This window comes from Mesorhizobium sp. ORM8.1, assembly GCF_053005525.2.
Genome location: NZ_CM132600.1, coordinates 4,845,001 through 4,864,709 on the forward strand (window position 1 = coordinate 4,845,001; position 19,709 = coordinate 4,864,709).

At 63.8% G+C, this 19,709-nt stretch carries 18 protein-coding genes, 1 tRNA gene and 2 rRNA genes (1 of these 21 running past the window's edge); 13 read left to right on the top strand and 8 right to left on the bottom strand.

The features are described from left to right. The 3 genes from ACVDG8_RS24330 to ACVDG8_RS24340 all read left to right on the top strand — a co-directional run. A 23S ribosomal RNA gene (locus ACVDG8_RS24330) occupies window positions 1-1,344 on the top strand; it begins 1,512 nt to the left of the window's first position. 278 nt (window positions 1,345-1,622) lie between these two features. After that, window positions 1,623-1,737 (top strand): 5S ribosomal RNA (gene rrf / locus ACVDG8_RS24335). 224 nt (window positions 1,738-1,961) lie between these two features. Beyond that, a tRNA-Met gene (locus tag ACVDG8_RS24340) sits at window positions 1,962-2,038 on the top strand. 77 nt (window positions 2,039-2,115) lie between these two features. Here ACVDG8_RS24340 and ACVDG8_RS24345 read toward each other — a convergent pair. Both ACVDG8_RS24345 and ACVDG8_RS24350 read right to left on the bottom strand, forming a co-directional pair. Continuing rightward, window positions 2,116-3,471: a glutamine synthetase family protein gene (locus ACVDG8_RS24345; protein ID WP_447256985.1), complete on the bottom strand. Its 1,356-nt coding sequence runs from the start codon at window positions 3,469-3,471 to the stop codon at window positions 2,116-2,118. 255 nt (window positions 3,472-3,726) lie between these two features. Next, window positions 3,727-4,425: a GntR family transcriptional regulator gene (locus ACVDG8_RS24350; protein WP_447256986.1), complete on the bottom strand. Its 699-nt coding sequence runs from the start codon at window positions 4,423-4,425 to the stop codon at window positions 3,727-3,729. A 229-nt stretch (window positions 4,426-4,654) separates the two neighbouring features. On the opposite strand from ACVDG8_RS24350, the gene uxuA reads away from it, so the two are divergent. Further along, window positions 4,655-5,839: a mannonate dehydratase gene (uxuA, locus tag ACVDG8_RS24355; protein WP_447256987.1), complete on the top strand. Its 1,185-nt coding sequence runs from the start codon at window positions 4,655-4,657 to the stop codon at window positions 5,837-5,839. A 6-nt stretch (window positions 5,840-5,845) separates the two neighbouring features. Here uxuA and ACVDG8_RS24360 read toward each other — a convergent pair whose 3' ends face one another. Beyond that, the gene (locus ACVDG8_RS24360) at window positions 5,846-6,658 is read right to left on the bottom strand and encodes a LuxR C-terminal-related transcriptional regulator (RefSeq protein WP_447256988.1); all 813 of its coding nucleotides are present in this window, start codon (window positions 6,656-6,658) and stop codon (window positions 5,846-5,848) included. A 119-nt stretch (window positions 6,659-6,777) separates the two neighbouring features. Between ACVDG8_RS24360 and ACVDG8_RS24365 the strand changes: the two genes are divergently transcribed. From ACVDG8_RS24365 to ACVDG8_RS24405, 9 genes are all read left to right on the top strand, one after another. Further along, a complete protein-coding gene (locus ACVDG8_RS24365) occupies window positions 6,778-7,914 on the top strand; it encodes an ABC transporter ATP-binding protein (RefSeq protein WP_447256989.1) in 1,137 nt (378 codons plus the stop codon). Beyond that, entirely contained in the window at window positions 7,895-9,058 is a 1,164-nt protein-coding gene (locus ACVDG8_RS24370) for an ABC transporter substrate-binding protein (RefSeq protein WP_447256990.1), read from the top strand. Before ACVDG8_RS24365 ends, ACVDG8_RS24370 begins: the two co-directional genes overlap by 20 nt. 77 nt (window positions 9,059-9,135) lie before the next feature. Beyond that, window positions 9,136-9,999 (top strand): ABC transporter permease, encoded by an 864-nt coding sequence (locus ACVDG8_RS24375; RefSeq protein WP_447256991.1) that lies wholly within the window; start codon window positions 9,136-9,138, stop codon window positions 9,997-9,999. Beyond that, window positions 9,999-10,811: an ABC transporter permease gene (locus ACVDG8_RS24380; protein ID WP_447256992.1), complete on the top strand. Its 813-nt coding sequence runs from the start codon at window positions 9,999-10,001 to the stop codon at window positions 10,809-10,811. The genes ACVDG8_RS24375 and ACVDG8_RS24380 overlap by 1 nt, the downstream gene beginning before the upstream one ends. 11 nt (window positions 10,812-10,822) lie before the next feature. Continuing rightward, entirely contained in the window at window positions 10,823-11,584 is a 762-nt protein-coding gene (locus tag ACVDG8_RS24385) for an SDR family NAD(P)-dependent oxidoreductase (protein ID WP_447256993.1), read from the top strand. A gap of 94 nt (window positions 11,585-11,678) precedes the next feature. Continuing rightward, window positions 11,679-11,831: a hypothetical protein gene (locus ACVDG8_RS24390; protein WP_447256994.1), complete on the top strand. Its 153-nt coding sequence runs from the start codon at window positions 11,679-11,681 to the stop codon at window positions 11,829-11,831. 225 nt (window positions 11,832-12,056) lie between these two features. After that, on the top strand, window positions 12,057-13,430 hold the full coding sequence (locus tag ACVDG8_RS24395) for a glutamine synthetase family protein (protein ID WP_447256995.1): 1,374 nt from the start codon (window positions 12,057-12,059) through the stop codon (window positions 13,428-13,430). Between the two features lie 2 nt (window positions 13,431-13,432). Next, window positions 13,433-14,734, top strand: coding sequence for an NAD(P)/FAD-dependent oxidoreductase (locus tag ACVDG8_RS24400; protein WP_447256996.1), 1,302 nt, complete (start codon window positions 13,433-13,435; stop codon window positions 14,732-14,734). A gap of 88 nt (window positions 14,735-14,822) precedes the next feature. Beyond that, the gene (locus ACVDG8_RS24405; protein WP_447256997.1) at window positions 14,823-15,605 is read left to right on the top strand and encodes a DeoR/GlpR family DNA-binding transcription regulator; all 783 of its coding nucleotides are present in this window, start codon (window positions 14,823-14,825) and stop codon (window positions 15,603-15,605) included. Window positions 15,606-15,622: 17 nt separating this feature from the next. On the opposite strand, the gene ACVDG8_RS24410 is transcribed toward ACVDG8_RS24405, so the two are convergent. Genes ACVDG8_RS24410 through ACVDG8_RS24430 form a run of 5 tightly spaced genes read right to left on the bottom strand, consistent with a single transcriptional unit; the run spans window position 15,623 to window position 19,548 of the window. Continuing rightward, the gene (locus ACVDG8_RS24410) at window positions 15,623-16,132 is read right to left on the bottom strand and encodes an L-2-amino-thiazoline-4-carboxylic acid hydrolase (protein WP_447256998.1); all 510 of its coding nucleotides are present in this window, start codon (window positions 16,130-16,132) and stop codon (window positions 15,623-15,625) included. Continuing rightward, complete coding sequence (locus ACVDG8_RS24415) at window positions 16,129-16,908, bottom strand: ATP-binding cassette domain-containing protein (protein WP_447256999.1); 780 nt, start codon at window positions 16,906-16,908, stop codon at window positions 16,129-16,131. The genes ACVDG8_RS24410 and ACVDG8_RS24415 overlap by 4 nt, the downstream gene beginning before the upstream one ends. Continuing rightward, on the bottom strand, window positions 16,905-17,738 hold the full coding sequence (locus ACVDG8_RS24420; protein WP_447257000.1) for an ABC transporter ATP-binding protein: 834 nt from the start codon (window positions 17,736-17,738) through the stop codon (window positions 16,905-16,907). Before ACVDG8_RS24420 ends, ACVDG8_RS24415 begins: the two co-directional genes overlap by 4 nt. Beyond that, window positions 17,735-18,565: an ABC transporter permease gene (locus ACVDG8_RS24425; protein WP_447257001.1), complete on the bottom strand. Its 831-nt coding sequence runs from the start codon at window positions 18,563-18,565 to the stop codon at window positions 17,735-17,737. Before ACVDG8_RS24425 ends, ACVDG8_RS24420 begins: the two co-directional genes overlap by 4 nt. Continuing rightward, a complete protein-coding gene (locus ACVDG8_RS24430; RefSeq protein ID WP_447257002.1) occupies window positions 18,562-19,548 on the bottom strand; it encodes an ABC transporter permease in 987 nt (328 codons plus the stop codon). Before ACVDG8_RS24430 ends, ACVDG8_RS24425 begins: the two co-directional genes overlap by 4 nt. Window positions 19,549-19,709 lie beyond the last annotated feature (161 nt).

Sequence of the window (19,709 nt, forward strand, 5' to 3'; positions counted from 1 at the left end):
GTGACGGATCGCACAAGTTGTCCAATCTTATCGGATTGAACGGGCAGCGGAGCGGTTCCAGGAAATAGCTCCTCCTTATAGACCGTACCCGAAACCGACACTGGTGGTCAGGTAGAGTATACCAAGGCGCTTGAGAGAACTATGCTGAAGGAACTCGGCAAATTGCACGCGTAACTTCGGAAGAAGCGTGACCCTTTTCTGCGCAAGCAGGGGAGGGTGGCACAGACCAGGGGGTAGCGACTGTTTATCAAAAACACAGGGCTCTGCGAAGCCGCAAGGCGACGTATAGGGTCTGACGCCTGCCCGGTGCTGGAAGGTTAAGAGGAGGGGTGCAAGCTCTGAATCGAAGCCCCAGTAAACGGCGGCCGTAACTATAACGGTCCTAAGGTAGCGAAATTCCTTGTCGGGTAAGTTCCGACCTGCACGAATGGCGTAACGACTTCCCCGCTGTCTCCAGCATAGACTCAGTGAAATTGAATTCCCCGTGAAGATGCGGGGTTCCTGCGGTTAGACGGAAAGACCCCGTGCACCTTTACTATAGCTTTACATTGGCATTCGTAGTGGCATGTGTAGGATAGGTGGTAGGCTTTGAAGCCTGGGCGCTAGCTCAGGTGGAGCCACCCTTGAAATACCACCCTTATTACTATGGATGTCTAACCGCGGCCCGTTATCCGGGTCCGGGACAATGTATGGTGGGTAGTTTGACTGGGGCGGTCGCCTCCTAAAGAGTAACGGAGGCGCGCGATGGTGGGCTCAGAACGGTCGGAAATCGTTCGCTGAGTGCAATGGCATAAGCCTGCCTGACTGCGAGACTGACAAGTCGAGCAGAGACGAAAGTCGGTCATAGTGATCCGGTGGTCCCGCGTGGAAGGGCCATCGCTCAACGGATAAAAGGTACGCCGGGGATAACAGGCTGATGACCCCCAAGAGTCCATATCGACGGGGTTGTTTGGCACCTCGATGTCGACTCATCGCATCCTGGGGCTGGAGCAGGTCCCAAGGGTATGGCTGTTCGCCATTTAAAGCGGTACGTGAGTTGGGTTCAGAACGTCGTGAGACAGTTCGGTCCCTATCTGCCGTGGGTGTAGGAATATTGAAAGGATCTGTCCCTAGTACGAGAGGACCGGGATGGACGGATCTCTGGTGGACCTGTTGTGGCGCCAGCCGCATTGCAGGGTAGCTATATCCGGACGGGATAACCGCTGAAGGCATCTAAGCGGGAAACCCACCTTAAAACGAGTATTCCCTGAGAACCGTGGAAGACGACCACGTTGATAGGCCGGGTGTGGAAGAGCGGCAACGCTTGAAGCTTACCGGTACTAATAGTTCGATCGGCTTGATCGTTCTCATTCCTAATATCCATCGTGAAATACGATGGTTTGACCAGCGCTCACGCATGAGCGGCCCTTACGGGCCTATGCTCCGCGAGGGCGCCGGAAAACCGGCGACGCGCAGTCGCGCTTGCGGGCTTACGCCCGAAGCAACCTGCAGAAGACGTCGCCTTGGCACAAAAAAGACCAGCGAACAGCTTAGAGAGAGCACGAGGATAGGATCTCCCTATTCGCTACTCGCTCATCGCTATTCGCTCAAAAAGCTTCTCGATATAACGTGCGTTTTGCCGACCTGGTGGTTATGGCGGAGCGGCTGCACCCGATCCCATTCCGAACTCGGCCGTGAAACGCTCCAGCGCTGATGGTACTTCGTCTCAAGACGCGGGAGAGTAGGTCGCTGCCAGGTCTGCTAAATGCACGTTAAACTCACATCCAAATCGGATGAGAGACAAATCTTCTCTGCTGTTTTTTGATGCATGTCGTTGTCCCAAAACCGCTAAGCACTTTTGGGCGACATGCATAAGGCCCGCCAAGGGACCACGGGCCGCGCAAGCGGCCCTTTCATTTGGTGAGCCACCTATCTATCTGTAGGCCAGCCTCTCATAGGCTCGCGCTTACGCCAAAGGTTGACGCGGGGTGGAGCAGCCCGGTAGCTCGTCAGGCTCATAACCTGAAGGTCACAGGTTCAAATCCTGTCCCCGCAACCAAATTCAAAAACGGCCCGCATCCAAGCGGGCCGTTCGCGTTGCGGCGTGTCCTCCGCGCCGGTTGGTGTCTGGGCTAGCTAGACGCTCTCCAGATAAGTCTCGATCTCGAAGTCGCTGACGTTTAGCGCGAAGGTGTTCAGCTCCTGTCGCTTGCAGGCGATAAAGGCATCGCGCAGCACGGCTGGGAAAATCTCGGCGACGCGCGGCCCGGTTTCGAAGGCGGCGATGGCCGAGGCCCAGTCCGGCGGCAGCTTGGCCAGCGGCAGCCCCTGTCCCTCGCCGCCGGTCGGCTCGCCGGGAGACAGCCTGCGTTCGATGCCGATCAATGCCGCGCCCAGGATTGCCGCCAGCGCCAGATAGGGATTGGCATCGGCGCCGGAGACGCGGTGTTCGATGCGCCGCGCCGCCGAAGGGCCGCCTGGAATGCGGATCGCCACCATGCGGTTCTCGTAGCCCCAGGCAACCGCTGTCGGTGCGTAGGAGCGCGGCCGCAGCCGACGATAGGAATTGAAATGCGGCGCGAACACCAATGTGCTCTCGGCCATGGCGGCGAGCACACCGCCGACCGCGTGGCGCATGGTGTCTGAGCCCTGGTCTGAGCCGTCGTCGAAGATGTTGCGGCCGTCCTTGTCGAGGACGCTGAAATGGACGTGAAAACCGTTGCCGGCGCGTTCGCCATAGGGCTTGGCCATGAAGCAGGCGGCAAAGCCGTGCTTGCGCGCTATGCCCTTGACCGTACGCTTGAACAGCACGGCATCGTCCGCGGCGCGCAAGGCGTCGGGCACGTGGTTGAGGTTGATCTCGAACTGGCCGACGCCGTTCTCGGCGATCGCGGTGTCGACCGGGATGCCCTGCATGCGGCAGGCCTCGTAGACGTCGTGGATAAAGGCCTCGAAATCATCGATTTCGTCGATCGAAAGCGCAGCGTCGGAATCAAGCCGCCGGCCGGTGATCGGCGAGACGGGCCCGACCGGCCGATGCGCTGTCGGGTCGACGAGATAGAATTCGAGCTCGGTGGCGGTCACCGGCGTCAGCCCGAGCGCGGCGTAGCGATCGAGGATGCGCGCCAGCGCCCGTCGCGGGTCGCCGAGATAGGGCGCGCCTGTATCGTCCGCCAGCCACATCGGCAAAAGTGCTGTCGGATGCGCTGTCCAGTCGACCGGCAGGATGCCGCGTCCGGTCCAGTGGCAAAGGCCGTCGGCATCGCCGGTCGAGAAGACCTGGGCATTGCCTTCGATGTCCTCGCCCCATATGTCGAGACCGATCGCGGAATAGGGCATGCGCAGCTTGCCTTCGAGCGCCTTGCGCGCCTGCTCGACTGGAATTCGCTTGCCGCGCATGATGCCGTTGAGGTCGCACACCGCGGCCCGCAGGCTCTGAATGTCGCTCCTGCTTTCAAGCCAGTTCAAAACGTCCGTGATTGCATCGCTCAATTTCCAGCCCCTGTTTTTCTCGAGGTGCTGTAGCCTGTCGGCTACGATATCCAATTTACAGCTTATGAGTTCATGAAGGCCATCTCGGCTGATGCCGGCTGGCTTTTCTTCATTTTTTCAAGTCACTAGCTGGGATATCGGGCGGCATTTCGGGTCCGTCATCTGCGATCTGCGATCGCAACATAGCCATAGTACCTGTGAAAGCCAAGCCGGATTCGGCAACCCCTCTTTTGCCCGGTGGAACGCAAAGTCCATCTAATTGCGCAATTGCGGGAACTTCACCTGGTCGAGGATATGCGTCGCGCCCTCGTCGATGTCGCGCACGATGGCCGTACGGGCGCGCTCGCCATCGCCCGCCTCGATCGCCGCGACGACCTCCTCGTGATAGTCGATGCCGAGAATGCCGGCGAGATCATCCTCGAAGCCGACGCGCAGGTTTCTAAGGAACGGACCGACCTGCATCCACACCGTCTCGATCAGAAAGATCATCTGCTCGTTGCCGCAATGGCGGTAGATCGAGAATTTGAAATCGTGGTTCCTGCGCAGATAGTCGTCGATATCCCCGCTGCGGGCGGCCTGGGTCAGCTCGGTGCAATGACGGCGGATGGCGCGCAAATTGTTGCCGTTGATGCGCTTGGTGGCGAGCTCGGTCGCCGTACCTTCCAGGATCGTGCGCACGGCCGTCAGTTGCTGAAAGCGCTCGGCGGAGATCAGCGGCACCTCGACGCTGCCGTTCGGCATCGGGCTCAGCGCCCGCAGCGCCTGCAGCCGCGTAAAGGCGCTGCGCACCGGCATATCGCTGGTTCCGAGCTCCTTGGCGAGCTTGCGGGACGTCAGCTTCTGACCAGGCTGCAACTGACCCGACATCAGCGCCCGCACGAGTTCCAGATAGACTTTCTCATGCAGTGGAGCGCTATCGACAGCGGTCAGTCCGAATTGCGATTTGTCGATCATTGGCTAAGCGTTACTTCATTCGTCCTGAAAACTGTTGCGCCGTTTTATCCGCCACCGCGATACTTGGGCGGCAGTTCTTGGAGCCGCACGATAGACGGTTAACGCGCGCGGCTGCAAGGGAGGGCAGGGCAGGTGTCCCCAGCCGGTCCGCTATCTTGCCGAGCCCGGTGGATTTGACGGCCATTGCCGTCCGACAATATGGTCGCTGGCAATCACGGAAGGGACAATCATGGAACAATGCTGGCGCTGGTACGGTCCGAACGATCCGGTCACGCTCGACCATGTCAGGCAGGCGGGTGCGACGGGGATCGTCTCGGCGCTGCACAATTTCTATGACGGCAGCGCCTGGCCGCTGGACGCGATCCTCGAGCGCAAGCGCATCATCGAGGCGGCGGGCCTGACCTGGTCGGTGGTGGAGAGCATTCCGGTCCACAATTCGATCAAGACCGGCACGCCGGAGCGTGAGCGTTACGCCGGCTGGTACAGAGATACGATCCGGTCGCTGGCCAAGGCCGGCGTCTCCACCATCTGCTACAACTTCATGCCGGTGGTCGACTGGACCCGCACCGATCTGACGTACCGGCTGCCGACCACCGGCTACGCCTTGCGCTTCGATGCGCTAGACTTCGCAGCCTACGATGTGTTCGTGCTGAAGCGGCCGAATGCCGAGGCGAGTTACAGCCCGGCGCGTCTCACGCAAGCGGAGGCGCGGCTGAAGCAGTTGAGCGCGGAGGACATCGACAAGATCGAGCGCAATCTGATCGCCGGCCTGCCGGCCACGGAACGCACCTACAACCGCGACACGATGCGCGACGCGCTTGCCGATTACGCGGCGATCGGCCCGGCGGAGCTGCGAGCCAACCTTGCCTGGTTCCTCAAGGAGATCATCCCGGCCGCCGAGGAAGTCGGGGCGCGCATGTGCATCCACCCCGACGATCCGCCGTTCTCGCTCTACGGCCTGCCACGCGTCGTCTCCACCGCCGACGATGCGCGCTTCATCCTGGAGACGGTCGACAGCCCGTCGAATGGCCTGACCTTCTGCACCGGCTCCTACGGCGTGCGCGCCGACAATGACCTGGTCGCGATGATCGGGGAATTCGGCCCAAGAATCCATTTCGCGCATCTGCGCAACGTGACGCGCGAGGCGGATGGCTCCTTCTACGAGGCCGAGCATCTGGAAGGCTCGACCGACATGGCTGAAGTGATCCTGGCGCTGATGAAGGAAGAAGCGCGCCGGCGCAAAGAGGGCCGGCCCGACTGGCGCATCCCGATGCGCCCGGACCACGGCCACCTGCTTGCCGACGACATCGGCAAGACGAAGATCAATCCCGGCTATCCGCTGATCGGCAGGCTGAAGGGCCTGGCGGAATTGCGTGGCATCATGCGGGCGGTGGAGCGGTTCGAACTGGCTTGAGGCTGGTCATCCGATACGCGCGTCGATGATTTCGACAAAGCGCGCGAACAGGCCGGCCTGCGACTTGATCTTGAGCTTGCGGTAGATGTTGCGGCGGTGAACCTTGACGGTTCCCGGCACGATCCTGAGCGCCCTGGCGATCGATTCCGTCGAATGGCCCTGGAGCACGAGGTCGACGACCTGCTTTTCGCGCGACGTCAGCGACAGGCTCTTCCAGATATGCGCGCGATCCATCTCGTTGGCCATCGCGATGGTTTCACCGGAAGGCGGGATTGCAATCTCGTCGTCGGCCAGGGCCGGCCAGCGCAGCTTGCAAAAACCGATCACGGCCGGCGCCATGTCGCGCAGCAGCCTGGCGTCAGCGGTCCCGAACGGTCCCGAAGCGCGCAACCGCATCAGCGACAGCACCAGTGCATCCTTGCCGGCCAGCGGAACGAAGAAGCCGACCTCTTCGGCCAGCCGCGTCTGGCTGTAATAGGAGCGGTAATATTCGCTGGCATAGAAGCGGTCCGGCGCCAGCTCGCGCATGCGCCAGAACCCCTCCTTGCGCTCGATCGCTGCGTGATGGAACGGGTCGAGCAGATAGGGCCCTTCCTGATAGAGCGCGACGAAGATGTGGCTCTCGGCCGGCGAGAAGGTCTCGAACAGAAGCGGCGGGCGTGTTGCGCCGCGATAGCCGAAGATCACGCAGTGGTCGAAACGGACATGGCCGCGCAGCCAACCGACGATCGCCTTGCCGAAATGGTCGCCGGCAGCCTCGCGCGTCGCGGCAATGACACCAGCGAGCGCATTGTAGTCGTCACTGCGGGATGTCGCCAAACCATACCCCTCTAAACGATAAAATCGGCTGAATATACCACCTGCGAGGTATATACTAGCCGCTGTTGGCTCTGATAGCGTCAAGGAAATTGCCTCACGCCATTGCTGGAGCCCGTGGTTTGACTGCAGTGCCCGATATCGAGTTTCGCGCGGTCACCAAGCGCTACGGCGCCGTCACCGCGGTCAGCGGCATCGACCTTGCCATCCCGCCGTCCGCCTTCGTGGCGCTGCTTGGGCCGTCCGGCTGCGGCAAGACGACATGCCTGCGCATGATCGGTGGCTTCGAGCAGCCGAGCGAAGGCCAGGTGCTGATCCGCGGCCGCGACATGGCTGGAACGCCTCCGTACCGGCGTCCGGTCAACATGGTGTTCCAGCAATATGCGCTGTTCCCGCATCTCGATGTCGAGGAGAACATCTCCTACGGCCTGCGCCAGGCGAGACCCAGGCTGTCGTCGCGCGAGATCTCCTCAAGGGCGGGCGAAGCGCTCGCCATGGTGCAACTCGCCGGCTACGGCCGCCGCAAGATCCATGAATTGTCCGGCGGCCAGCAGCAGCGCGTCGCGCTGGCCCGCGCCCTGGTCAATAAGCCTGCCGTGCTGTTGCTCGACGAGCCGCTGGCGGCGCTCGACAAGAAGCTGCGCACCGATATGCAGATCGAATTGCAGAACCTGCAGCGCGAAATCGGCATCACCTTCGTTCTGGTCACCCACGACCAGGAAGAGGCGCTGTCGATGAGCGACTTCGTCTGCGTCATGAATGGCGGCCGTATCGTCCAGCTCGGACAGCCGAGCGAAATCTATGACGAGCCGGCCGATCTGTTCGTCGCCGATTTCGTCGGCAAGACCAATCTGTTGAGCGGCAAGGTGGCCGGGCTTTCCGGCGACCTCGTCGATGTCGCACTTGCCGATGGCACGGTGATTGCGGCGCGCAAGCGGGTGCCGCTCAGCCGGGGTGAGGCCGTATCGGTCAGCCTGCGGCCGGAATCGCTCAGCCTCTCCGCGCCCGGAGGCGGTGCGTTCAAAGGCACCGTCCGCAACCGGATTTTCCTCGGCTCGACCGCGGAATACGCGATCGAGGTTGAAGGTATCGGATCACTGCTTGCCAAGGCCGATCACATCATCGGCCAGGGCAACCTCTTCAAGCCGGGCGAACCCGTCGCCATCGGCTTTGCCGCCGGAGCGCCGCTGGCGTTTCCGGAAGCCAACAATAACGGGACCAACCAGAGGGAAGACCAACATGCCGAAATCCTATCGTGACGGACTGCCGATAAGCCCCGAAAAATTCGTCGATCAACTGATGCGCCTGAAGCGCGGCTCGATCAGCCGCCGCGACTTCCTTGGTCTCACCGGCCTTGGTGTCGCCACCGCGGTCATGGCGCGCGAGCTTGGCATCATGCCGACGCCGGCCTTTGCCGCCGAGAACCTTGGCGACCGCATGTCGATCGCCACCTGGCCGAACTATCACGACCCGCAGACCTTCGAGAACTTCAAGAAGGACACCGGCGTCGCCGTAGAGGTCAACGTGTTCGGCTCCAACGAGGAGATGCTGGCCAAGCTGCAGGCCGGCGCCTCGGGCTGGAGCCTGTTCGTGCCGACCAACTACACGATCTCGACCTACAAGAAGCTCAGCATCATCGAGCCGCTGGACATGGCCAAGCTGCCGAATTTCGACGGCAAGTCGGAAGACACGCGCTTTACCGCCGAAGGCACGATCGACGGGACAATCTATGCGGTGCCGAAGAACTGGGGCACGACCGGCTTTGCCGTCAACACCAAGAAGCTCGCCAAGCCGATGACGAGCTGGAAGGAGTTCTGGGACACGGCGATGGCCGAAGGCGACGGCCGCACCATGGTGCATGACTACCAGCTGACGACGATCGGCAATGCGCTGAAATATTACGGCTATTCGTTCAACTCGCTGAAGCAGGACGAACTGGCCAAGGCGGAAGAATTGTTGATCAAGGTCAAGCCGCATCTGTTCGCGGTGTCGAGCGACTATCAGCCGGGCATGCGCGCCGGCGATGCCTGGATGACGATGTGCTGGACCAACGATGGCGCGCAGCTCCATCGCGACATTCCCGAGATTGCCTATATGCTCGGTAAGGAAGGCGGTGAGATCTGGACCGACTTCTACGCCATCCCCAAGGATGCGCCGAACAAGCCGGCCGGCTATGCGCTGCTCAATTACCTGATGAACCCTAAGGTCGCGGTGAAGGAGCATCTCGCCAATGGCGCGCCCTCGACCGACGCCCGCGTCAATGCGCTGCTGCCGAAGGAGGTGCTGGACAACCCGATCCTCTATCCGGCCGCGGACCTGTTGAAGCCGCTCGAATTCGGCGCCGCCGCGACGCTCACCGATCCGGGCCGCGCCGAATTGATGGCGCGCTTCAAATCGGCTTGAGCGGCGCCGGCCACAAACCCGAACCAGACAATGCGACCGGCGGACGAATGCCCGCCGGTCCCGGAGCGGCTTTCCCGATGCGCGGCAGTGTCTTTCGCAAGAATCTCGTGACGGCGCTGCTGCTCGCCCCGGCGACGCTATGGCTGGTCGTCTTTCTGGTGTTGCCGTTCATTGCCATCGCCATCTTCAGTGTCGGCGAACGTGCGCCGGAAGGCGGCTACCAGGCGGGCTTCACGCTGGCGCAATATGCCAATCTGCCGGCGCGGGCGACCGCCTTCTGGAACACCATGGTGCTGGCGCCGGTCGGCGCGTTGGCCTGCCTGCTCGTCGCCTATCCCGTCGCCTACTATCTGGCGCTGCGCGCGCCGGAGCGCTGGCGGCTGATCCTGCTTGCGCTGGTCGTCATTCCGTTCTGGACCAGTCTTCTGATGCGCACCTATGCCTGGATGTACATCCTCGGCGGGCGCGGCATTCCGGCGCTGCTTGCCTATGTCGGCATCGAGGACCTCAGGCTGATCAACACGCCGGGCGCTGTGCTGCTCGGCATCGTCTATGGCTATTTGCCGCTGATGATCCTGCCGATCTATGTCAGCCTCGAGCGGCTCGACCGGCGGCTCCTGGAAGCCTCGGCCGATCTCGGCGCCACGCCTGTGTCGACCTTCCTCGGCGTGACGCTCAGATTGTCGCTGCCCGGCGTGATGACCGGCTTCTCGCTGGTGATGATCCTTCTGCTCGGCGAATATCTGATCCCGACGCTGCTCGGCGGCGGCAAGGTGTTCTTCATCGGCAACGCGCTGGTCGACCTCTTCCTGCAGTCGCGCAACTGGCCGTTCGGATCGGCCATCGCCATCACGCTGGTGGCGGTATCGGTGGTGGTGCTGGTCGTCGCCAACCGCATCTCGACCCGGCTGTCGGGCGCTCGTCGGGTGGACCTGATCTGATGCGCGCTTTCGTCATTGCCGTCTTTGCCTTCCTTTACCTGCCGATCGCGCTGGTGGTGCTGTTTTCCTTCAATGCCGGCCAGCATGCCAGCGAGTTCACCGGTTTCTCCGTGCAGTGGTACGGCAAGGCGCTGTCGAACCCGTTCCTGGTCGAAGCGCTGAAGAACAGCCTGTTCATCGCCACCACCAGCGCTCTGCTTGCCGCCTTCTGCGGCACGGCTGCCGCGCTTGGGCTGCAGCGGGTCGGCACGCGGACGCGGGCTGTCTTCGATGGTCTGCTGGGTGCGGCGATCGTGGTGCCGGGCGTCGTCATCGGCATTTCGACGCTGGTGGCGCTGGTGCAGCTGTTCGGCGTGGTCAATCCGTTCATCGCTTCGCTGTGGCTTGGCGACCAGCCGCCACGGCTTTCGCTCGGCTATGGGTCGATCATCGCCGCGCATGGCCTGTTCTCGATGGCGCTGGTGACAATGATCGTCGGCACGCGGCTCAGCAGTCTCGATCGCAACCTGGTCGAGGCGTCGAGCGATCTCTATGCCAGGCCGCTGACCACCTTCCGTTCGATCGTGCTGCCGCAGATCATGCCGGCGGTGATCGCCGGCTTCCTGCTCGCCTTCACCTTCTCCTTCGACGACTTCATCATCGCCTTCTTCGTCGCCGGCGCGCAGACGACGCTGCCGATCTACGTCTTTGCCTCGATCCGTCGCGGCGTGACGCCGGAAATCAACACCATCGCGACGATCGTGCTCGCCGCCTCGGTCCTGCTCGTGCTGCTCGCTCAATGGCAGCTCGGTCGGCGAAAACCATCGCCTTGAAAGACAAATCCATGATTTTGAAAGATCGCATCGCCGTGGTGACGGGCGCCGGTTCGGGTATCGGCCGCGCCGGCGCCATGATCATGGCGAGCGAAGGGGCAACCGTGATCATCGCCGACCGGGATCCGATGGCTGGCGAGGCGGCTGCGTCAGACATCCGCGAAACCGGCGGCCTGGGCGAGGCGGTCGCTACCGATGTCAATGACGACAAGGCGATCGAAGAACTCATTGCCGGGACGCTCAGCAAATACGGCCGGATCGATATCCTGCACAACCATGCCGGCATCCAGGTCGGCGGCACGCTGACCGAAGTCGGCGCCGACGGCATGGATGCCTCCTGGCGGATCAATGTGCGGGCGCAGTTCCTCGCGGCCAAGGCCGCCATGCCGGCGATGATCGCGCAAGGCGGCGGCGTCATCCTCAACACCGCATCCAATTCCGGCGTCTTCTACGATCGCGAGATGATCGCCTATGCCACGTCCAAGCATGCGGCGGTGGCGATGACCAGGCAGATGTCGCTCGACTATGCCAGGCACAATGTGCGCGTCAATGCGCTCTGCCCGGGCTGGGTCGACACGCCGTTCAACGAGCCGTTCATCGCCCAGATGGGTGGGCGCGCCGCGATCGAGACCTATGTGCGCACTAAAATCCCGATGGGGCGCTGGGCGAGCGCGCAAGAGATCGCCGAGGCGATCCTGTTTCTCGTCTCCGACCGCTCGTCCTTCATGACGGGGCAGGCGCTGGTGGTCGATGGCGGCGAGAGCATCGGCTGAGCCGAGGCCGTCGGTCCGTGATAGAAGCTCGCAACATGCGCACTTGCTTCTGGCGGGATGATCGGTCAAACCATACCCATCGACGAGACGTGACATGGATTTCATCGCCGGCATTTCTGTTTTGATTGGCCGACCGTTCTCAAACACGGCCCTGAAGACCTGCGCCTTCTCTCCTTGTCTTGACGCAATTCCGGATGGAAAACCGCTTCACACTTTTCCTGGAATTGCGTTGGCGGGTGACCGCTGATCATGCGCTGCTGCCGGCACGAGAATCTGCAACGCGCCGAGGAGACGAAAGTCGGCTCGCACGTCGTCCGCGACGGGTGGACCGAAGGGGTCCACGGCCGCTCGACCCGGCCGCTTGGCCGGTCATCGGGCGGGTGTCCGTTCCTCGGATAATGCGGCCTCAATAACACCCCACCGGAACGGACATGCCCGCCGAAGCGATTCCTCTTCGTACGGACATCACCAAATGCCTGACAAACAAGACACTTCCCTTTCCGGCGGCGCCGACGCGCAAGACTGGTTGAAGACGCATGCGATAAGCGAGGTCGAATGCCTCGTGCCGGACGTCAACGGCGTGCTGCGCGGCAAGGCGCTGCCGGCGGCCAAGTTCCTGAAGTCGCTCGAGGACAGGGCGCTCTATCTGCCAAGCAGCGCCTTCCTGGTCGCCATCGATGGCCGCTATTCCGGCTCCGTCGATGAGGGCTTTGCCTATTCAGACCCGGACATGCGCATGGTGCCGGATATTTCCACGCTGTGCGCCGCGCCCGGCAACCCCGGCAAGGCCTATGTGTTTGCCGACGCCTTCCACATGGACGACCGGGCATGGATGGCCTCGCCGCGCCATGTGCTACGGGCAGTGCTCGACCTTTACCGCCGGCGCGGCTGGCGCGCGGTGATGGCGCCGGAAGTCGAATTCTACCTGACCGCGCCCAACCCTGATCCGGACCGGCCGCTGACCGCGCCGGTCGGGCGCAACGGTCGGCCGGAAAGCGTGCAGCATCCTTACGACATGCAGGCGCTTGAAGAGTTCGAAGAGGTGACGCGACGCCTCTACGAGCATGCCGCGGCCGCCGGTCTGCCGCTCGACACGCTGATCCATGAATCCGGCACGGCACAGTTGGAGATCAACCTCCTGCATGGCGATCCGCTGGCGCTTGCCGACAAGGTGCTGCTGTTCAAGCGGCTGGCGCGGCAGATTGCCCAGGCGAATGGGATGCACGCCACCTTCATGGCCAAGCCGATCGCGGCGCAGGCCGGCAGCTCGATGCATCTGCACATGTCGATCGTCGACGAGAAAGGCGAGCCCTTGTTTGCCGACAAGGACGGCGACGACACCGGGATGTTTTCGCAGTTCATCGGTGGGCTGCAGAAATATATCCCCGAAATCATGCCGCTGTTTGCACCGCATGTGAATTCGTATCGCCGCATCCGGCCCAACCACAGCGCGCCGGCCAACATCGAGTGGTCGCACGACAACCGCTCGTGCGGCCTGCGCGTGCCGATGGGTGGACGCGCCGCCCGGCGGATAGAGAACCGGCTGCCCGGCGCCGACGCCAACCCGTATCTGGCGATGGCCGGCTCGCTGGTCGCCGGCTATCTCGGCATCGAGGAGAAGCTTGCCCGCTCACCCGAAGCCTTCGGCAATGCCTATCGCAGCCGGAGCAACCTGCCCAAGACAATGGAGGAAGCACTCGACCGTTTGGCCGCCTGCGAGCCGGTGCGGGCGCTGCTTGGCGAGGATTTCTTCCAGACCTATCTGCGCGTCAAGAGCGTCGAGCTCGACCTGTTCCAGAGCGTGGTGACGTCCTGGGAGCGCGACCATCTGTTGCTTAAGGTGTGACCATGGCAACCCGTTCAACAGGTTTCAATTCCGGTCTCGATATCGGCAAGTCCTACTATGTCGCCACCGCCGATCCGGCGCCGGACCATCCGGCGCTTGCAGGTGATATCGAAGCCGATCTGGTGGTTGTCGGCGGCGGCTGCACCGGTCTGTCGGCAGCACTTCATGCCGCCGAGCGCGGGCTGAAGGTGGTACTGCTTGAAGGCGGCAAGATCGGCTGGGGCGCCTCGGGCCGCAATGGCGGCCAGATGATCCCCGGCCTGCGCAAAGGCGCCATGGGACTGGTCAAGACGTTCGGGCCGGAGCGGGCGAAGGCGCTGTTCGACCTTGCCTTCGAAGCGCGCGGGTTGGTGCTCGACATCATCGAGCGCCACGCCATCGACTGCGACCTGCGCTTGACCGGCCACCTGGTCGGCGCGGTCAACAGCTCGGATATCCGCGACTTCGAGGCGGAAGCCGAATGCCTCGCCGATGTGATGAACTTCCGGCATGTCGAGATCCTGTCGGCGGCGCAAGCACGCCAGAAGGTTGATACGCCCTATCAGGGCGCGGTCTTCGAAGAGCTCGGCGGCCACATGCATCCGCTGAACTACACGCTGGGCCTGGCGCGCGCCGCCTCCGCGGCCGGTGTCGTCATCCATGAGAACTCGGTCGCGGTGCGGTTGGAACGCGAACCGTGGATCCGGGTCCATAGCGACAAGGGTTCGGTCCGGGCTCGGCATGTCGTGTTGGCCGGTGATGCGCTGCTGCACGGGCTGGAGCCGCGCGTCAACAGCCGCATCATGCCGGTCGGCAACTACATCGTCGCCACCGAGCCGCTGGACGGCAAGGCCGATGTGATCCCGGCCAATGTCGCGGTTTCCGACACGCTGTTCGTGGTCAACTATTACCGCAAGTCGGCCGACGGCCGGCTGCTGTTCGGCGGCGGCGAGCGCTATACTCCGTCGCCGCCAGCCGACATTGCCGGCTTCGTGCGGCCGCATATGGAAAAGACCTTTCCGCAATTGCGCGGCTGCCGGATCGACCATGCATGGGGCGGCTTGGTTTCGGTGACGACGTCGCGGTTGCCGCATGTCGGGCATTATGGCGAGGTCTATTTCGCGCATGGCTATTCCGGAAAGGGCGTCATCCTGTCGACGTTGTCGGGCAAGCTCCTGGCGGAAGCGATCACCGGCGATGCCTCACGGCTCGACCTGTTCTCGACGCTGACGCCGCTGCCCTTCCCGGGCGGCACGGCGCTGCGCGGGCCGCTCTATGTGCTCGGCATGCTTTGGTACGCCATGCGCGATCGCCTCAGGCATTGAGACTCGACAGACCCCAGACTGGCTTCCGGCCGCCGGCGTGGCTAATGTCCCGACGCCGGGACGAAATCTCGGCAAAAAAGGGGAAGCGATGAATATCGAGCCGGGCCGGCTGACCAAGAAAGAACGCCATGAGCTGATCTTGTCGGAGGTGCGCCGCTCGGCCTCGATCCGCATCTCGAAGCTTGCGCGGCGCATCGGCGTCGCCGGCGAGACAATCCGGCGCGACCTTATCGAGCTCGGCGATGCCGGGCTGATCAACCGCACCTATGGCGGCGCGACCATCTCGCTGATGACGTCCGAGCCGGTGATTTCCGAGCGCGGCCTCACTTTGGTCGAGGAGCGCGCCCGCATTGGACGCGGCGCCGCCGGCCTGGTCGAGAACGGGCGCATCGTGATGATCGATGGCGGCTCGACGACTTACGAGGTGGCGCGCAGTCTCTCGCAGTTACGGCGGGATCTGACCGTCATCACCAATTCGGTCGGTATCGCCTCCGTCACCGGCGCCAACCCGAGTTTTCGCGTCATCCTTTGCCCCGGCACCTATGACAGCCGCGAAGCCAGCGTGCTCGGCGAGGATACCGTCGAATTCGTTCGCCGCTACAATGCCGATGTCGCCATCATCGGCGCGTCCGCCGTCAACGGCGACGGGCCGAGCGACACGATTTCCGGCGCCGCGGCGGTGAAGCGGGCTATGATGGCGCGGGCGCTGTCGGCGATGCTGGTCGTCACCAATGACAAGTTCGGCCGCAGCAGCCTGGAGCGCGTGTGCGCGCTGGGCGAGCTTTCCGACGTCGTCACCGACAGCGAGCCGGAAGCGGAGCTGCGCGCCGCCATAGACGAAGCAGGCGGCGAGCTGCACGTCTTCGCCTAAGCCCGTCTCGTAGCTGGCTAAGCATCCCGGTTGGTCAGCGCGATATGGCAGCAGCCGGAGCCGTGGCCCGGCGTCCAGGTGACATTTGCAAAGCGCACGCCGGTCGCTTCAAACAGGCCGCGATCGAAGGCGCCGGCGATGCGGCAGAGCGTGGCGAGCTTTTCGTCCCCAACGCCGGCCTCGACCCAGGCGTCTTTCAGCGGGCAACGCTTCACCTTGAAGGCGATGTGGTCGGGTCCGCGCTCGACATCGGTCGGATACATGCGGCCGCCGTCCGGGCTGACGGCGAGAAAGGCTTCGCCGATGGCCGGGGCGTCATTCGGGCCGAAGCCGGTGAAGGCCGCCGCCGCCACTTCCTGGCCGCGCTTTTCGATGGTGCGGGCCATCACGGCTTCGGCCTGCGTGGCGCCAAGCTCGGCGGTCAGCTCGTCGAGGAAGAGGCGATAAAGATCGGCGCGGCTGCGGAAAGCGGAATCCAGCTCGCGCGATAGTTTCTCGGCCCTGGCCGCTTCGGCATTCGTGGTCATAATGTTGTTTCCCTGCTCAGTCTTGGCATTGCCGCCACCAGCGCCTTGCCGATCGCCGATTGCGGTTTGGCGATGATGGTGCGGGCATCGCCGCTTTCGACGATACGGCCGGCATCGAGGATCGCGACGCGGTGGGCGATGGCGCGGATGACGCCGAGGTCATGTGAAATGAAAAGATAGGAAATCCGTTCCTCCCGCTGCAGGTCGAGCAGCAGTTCCAGGATCTGCCCGCGCACCGAAACATCGAGCGCCGATACCGCCTCGTCGAGCACGATCAGCGACGGCCGGGTGGCGATGGCGCGCGCGATCGCCACGCGTTGGCGCTGGCCGCCGGAAATCTCGTGGATGGCGCGCGTGGCAAGACCCGTGTCGAGGCCGACGCGCTCCAGCAGGGTCGCGATGCGGTGCGGTCGTTCGGCGCGCGAGGCGATATCGTGGATGCGCAGCGGATCGTCCAGCACGCGCGCCACGGTGGCGCGCGGGTTGAAGGCTGCAAGCGGATCCTGGAACACCATCTGCAGCTTTGCCCGCCTGGCGCGCAGAGCGGCGCCCGAGGGGGCAAGGAAATCCTCGCCTTCGAACGCGACGCCACCGCTGTCCGGTTCGATCAGGCGCAGCACCAGCCTGGCGATGGTCGACTTGCCGCTGCCGGACGGACCGGCGAGCGCCAGCGTTTCGGCAGGCGCGATCTCGAACGAGACATCGTCGACGGCGGCAAAACGCGTACCGCCGCGGCGATAGTGCTTGGTGAGACCAGAGATTGTGAGCACGTTCATGCCCGGGCGCCTTGGCGGTCAAGCAGCGGCGCGGCGTCGAGGCCGAGATGGGCGTCGAGCAGGGCACGCGTATAGGCGTGGCGTGGGCCCTCGATAATCAAGCGGGTTTCGCCGAACTCGACCAGTTCGCCGTGGCGCAGCACCGCGATGCGGTTGGCAAGCGTGGCGGCAAGCGCGATGTCGTGGCTGATAAAGAGCAGCGTCATGCCGTCCTCGGCGACCAGTCGCCGGATCAGCGCGACGATCTCGGCCTGCACGATGGTGTCGAGCGCGCTGGTCGCCTCGTCGGCGATCAATAGTCTTGGGCCGGCGGCAATGGCGGCGGCAATCGCCACGCGCTGTTTTTGGCCCCCGGAGAGCTGGTGCGGATAGGCGTGCAAGGCGGCATTCGCGTCGGGCAGGTGGACGCGTTCGAGCAGGGTCCTGGCCTTGGCGTAGGCGTCGCGCCAGCTGAGGCCGAGATGTGTGCGGGCGACCTCGGCGATCTGCTTGCCGACCGGCATGACCGGGTCGAGGCTGGAGGAAGGATCTTGGAAGACGAAGCCGATATCGCGGCCGAGGATGGGGTGACGAGGATAAGAAGGTCGGCGCTCTACGGCGCCAGCGTCTGCCGGCAAGAACCATTCAATACGTCCGTTAATCCTGGCACTCCCCGGCAACAACCCCGCAACCGCCAGCGCCAGCGTGCTCTTGCCCGAACCGCTTTCACCGATGATCGCCAGGCGCTCGCCGGCCTCAACCTCCAGGCTGATGCCTTTCAACGCCGCCACCTCGACGCCGTCGCGGCGATAGGCGGCCTTCAGGTCACGGATCGAGAGCAGCGCCGTCACGACAGGCTCCTGCGCACGGCAGTGCCTTCCACCACACCTTCGCCGGCGAGGTAGACGCCGAGCACGGTCAGCACCAGCGCCACGCCTGGAACGATCGACAGGAACGGAGCGGTGCGTAGCACCGTGCGACCCTCGGCGATCATGCCGCCCCAGGTGACGCGGTTGGGGTCGCCCAGGCCAAGGAAGGACAGCGCCGCCTCGGTGAGGATCGCCGCCGCCACGATAACCGAAGACAGCGCCAGTACCGGCGGCAATGCGTTGGGCAGTACCTCGCGAAAAGCAATTTCGAGCGGATGCATGCCGAGGACACGAGCGCCGGCGATGTAGTCGCGCTCGCGGACGGAGAGGACTTCCGCGCGCGCCACCCGCGCGGGTCCGGTCCAGGCGCCGAGCGCGATTGCCGCGACGACAACGCCGAGCGATGGCCCGACGATGCTGACAAAGGCCAGCGCGAGCAGGAAGCTCGGCACGGTCTGGAAAGCGTCGGTGATGCGCATCAGCACTTCGTCGATCAGGCCTCCGGCAAAGCCGGCCAATGTGCCGATCACGGCGCCGATCAGAAGAGCCGCGGCCGCCGCCGCCAGCCCCACCGCCAGCGAGGTGCGCGCGCCGTGGAACAGCTCGGCCAGCACGTCGCGGCCGAGGCGATCGGTGCCGAGCGGCAGCGACCAGTCCTGGAACGGCGGCAGCAGCGCCGGGCCAGCGATCGATTGCGGGTCGCCTGCGAAGAGCAGCGGCGCGGCGAGGGACATGGCGACCAGCAAAGCGAGGATGAGCGTACCGGCGATCGCCTCGGGTGTGCGAAAGAAGTGACGCAGCCGGTTCATGCGCCGGCCTCGCTGGCGCCGACGCGCGGGTCGAGAAAGGCGTAGGCGAGGTCGACCAGGAGGTTGATGACGATGACCAGGACGGCGCTGACCAGGATGATGCCGAGCAGCAGCGGCGTATCACGTCCGGCGACCGCCTCCTGCGCCAGCCGTCCAAGCCCGGGCACGGCAAAGACGCTTTCGATGACGACGCTGCCGCCAAGCATCTGCGCCGATTGCAGGCCGAGCATGGTGACCAGTGGCAACAGCGCGTTGCGCGCGACATGGGCAAGCACGATGCGACGGCGCGTCAGGCCCCTGGCGCGGGCGGCAAGCACGAAATCCTGCCGCCAGGCCTCAGTCATGCCGGCGCGCATCATGCGCAAATAGAGTGCCAGATAGATGAAGCCGAGCGCCGAGACCGGCAACACGAGATGGATGGCGATGTCGATCGCTCGGGCAAGCCCGGTCTTGGCCGACGCGATGGTCTCGATGCCGCCGATCGGCAGCCAGCGCAGATCGACGGCAAAGACGACGATCAGCACCAGGCCGAGCCAGAAGCCGGGCACAGCATAGAGCGCCAGCGAGCCGATCGACAGGAAGCGGTCGCGGAAGCTGCCGGGCCTTGCGCCGGCATAAATGCCGAGCGCCGAGCCGAGGCCGAAGGACAGCGCAGTGGCGCTGCCCATCAGGATCAGCGTGGTGGGTAGGCGTTCAAGGATGATTTCGCGGATCGGCCGGGAGAAAGTGACGGACTGGCCAAGGTCGAGATGCAGCAGCGCCCAGAGATAGTTGGCGAGGCGGGTCAACTCGGATTGGTCGAGGCCCCAGCGGTGGCGCAGCAACTCGATCATGCCGGCATCGCCGCCGGTCGAGACGATGTAGGCATCGACGGCGTCGCCAGGGGCTGCTTCGAGGAGGAGGAAGCTGCCGATGATGACGATGAGGAGCACGAAGATGCTGCCGACGAGACGGCGGCGGATGAGGGTGAGGGCGCGGTTCATGGCGAAGCCTGGTTGGGGCTAGGCCGTGGGCGTCGAGCCCTACGGCGCCCCCTCTGTCCTGCCGGACATCTCCCCCACAGGTGGGGAGATTGGCTGTCACATCGCCTTTCGCCGATCTCCAATATTGCAGGATTGAGCGAGGCGCGGAAGCCGCCAATCTC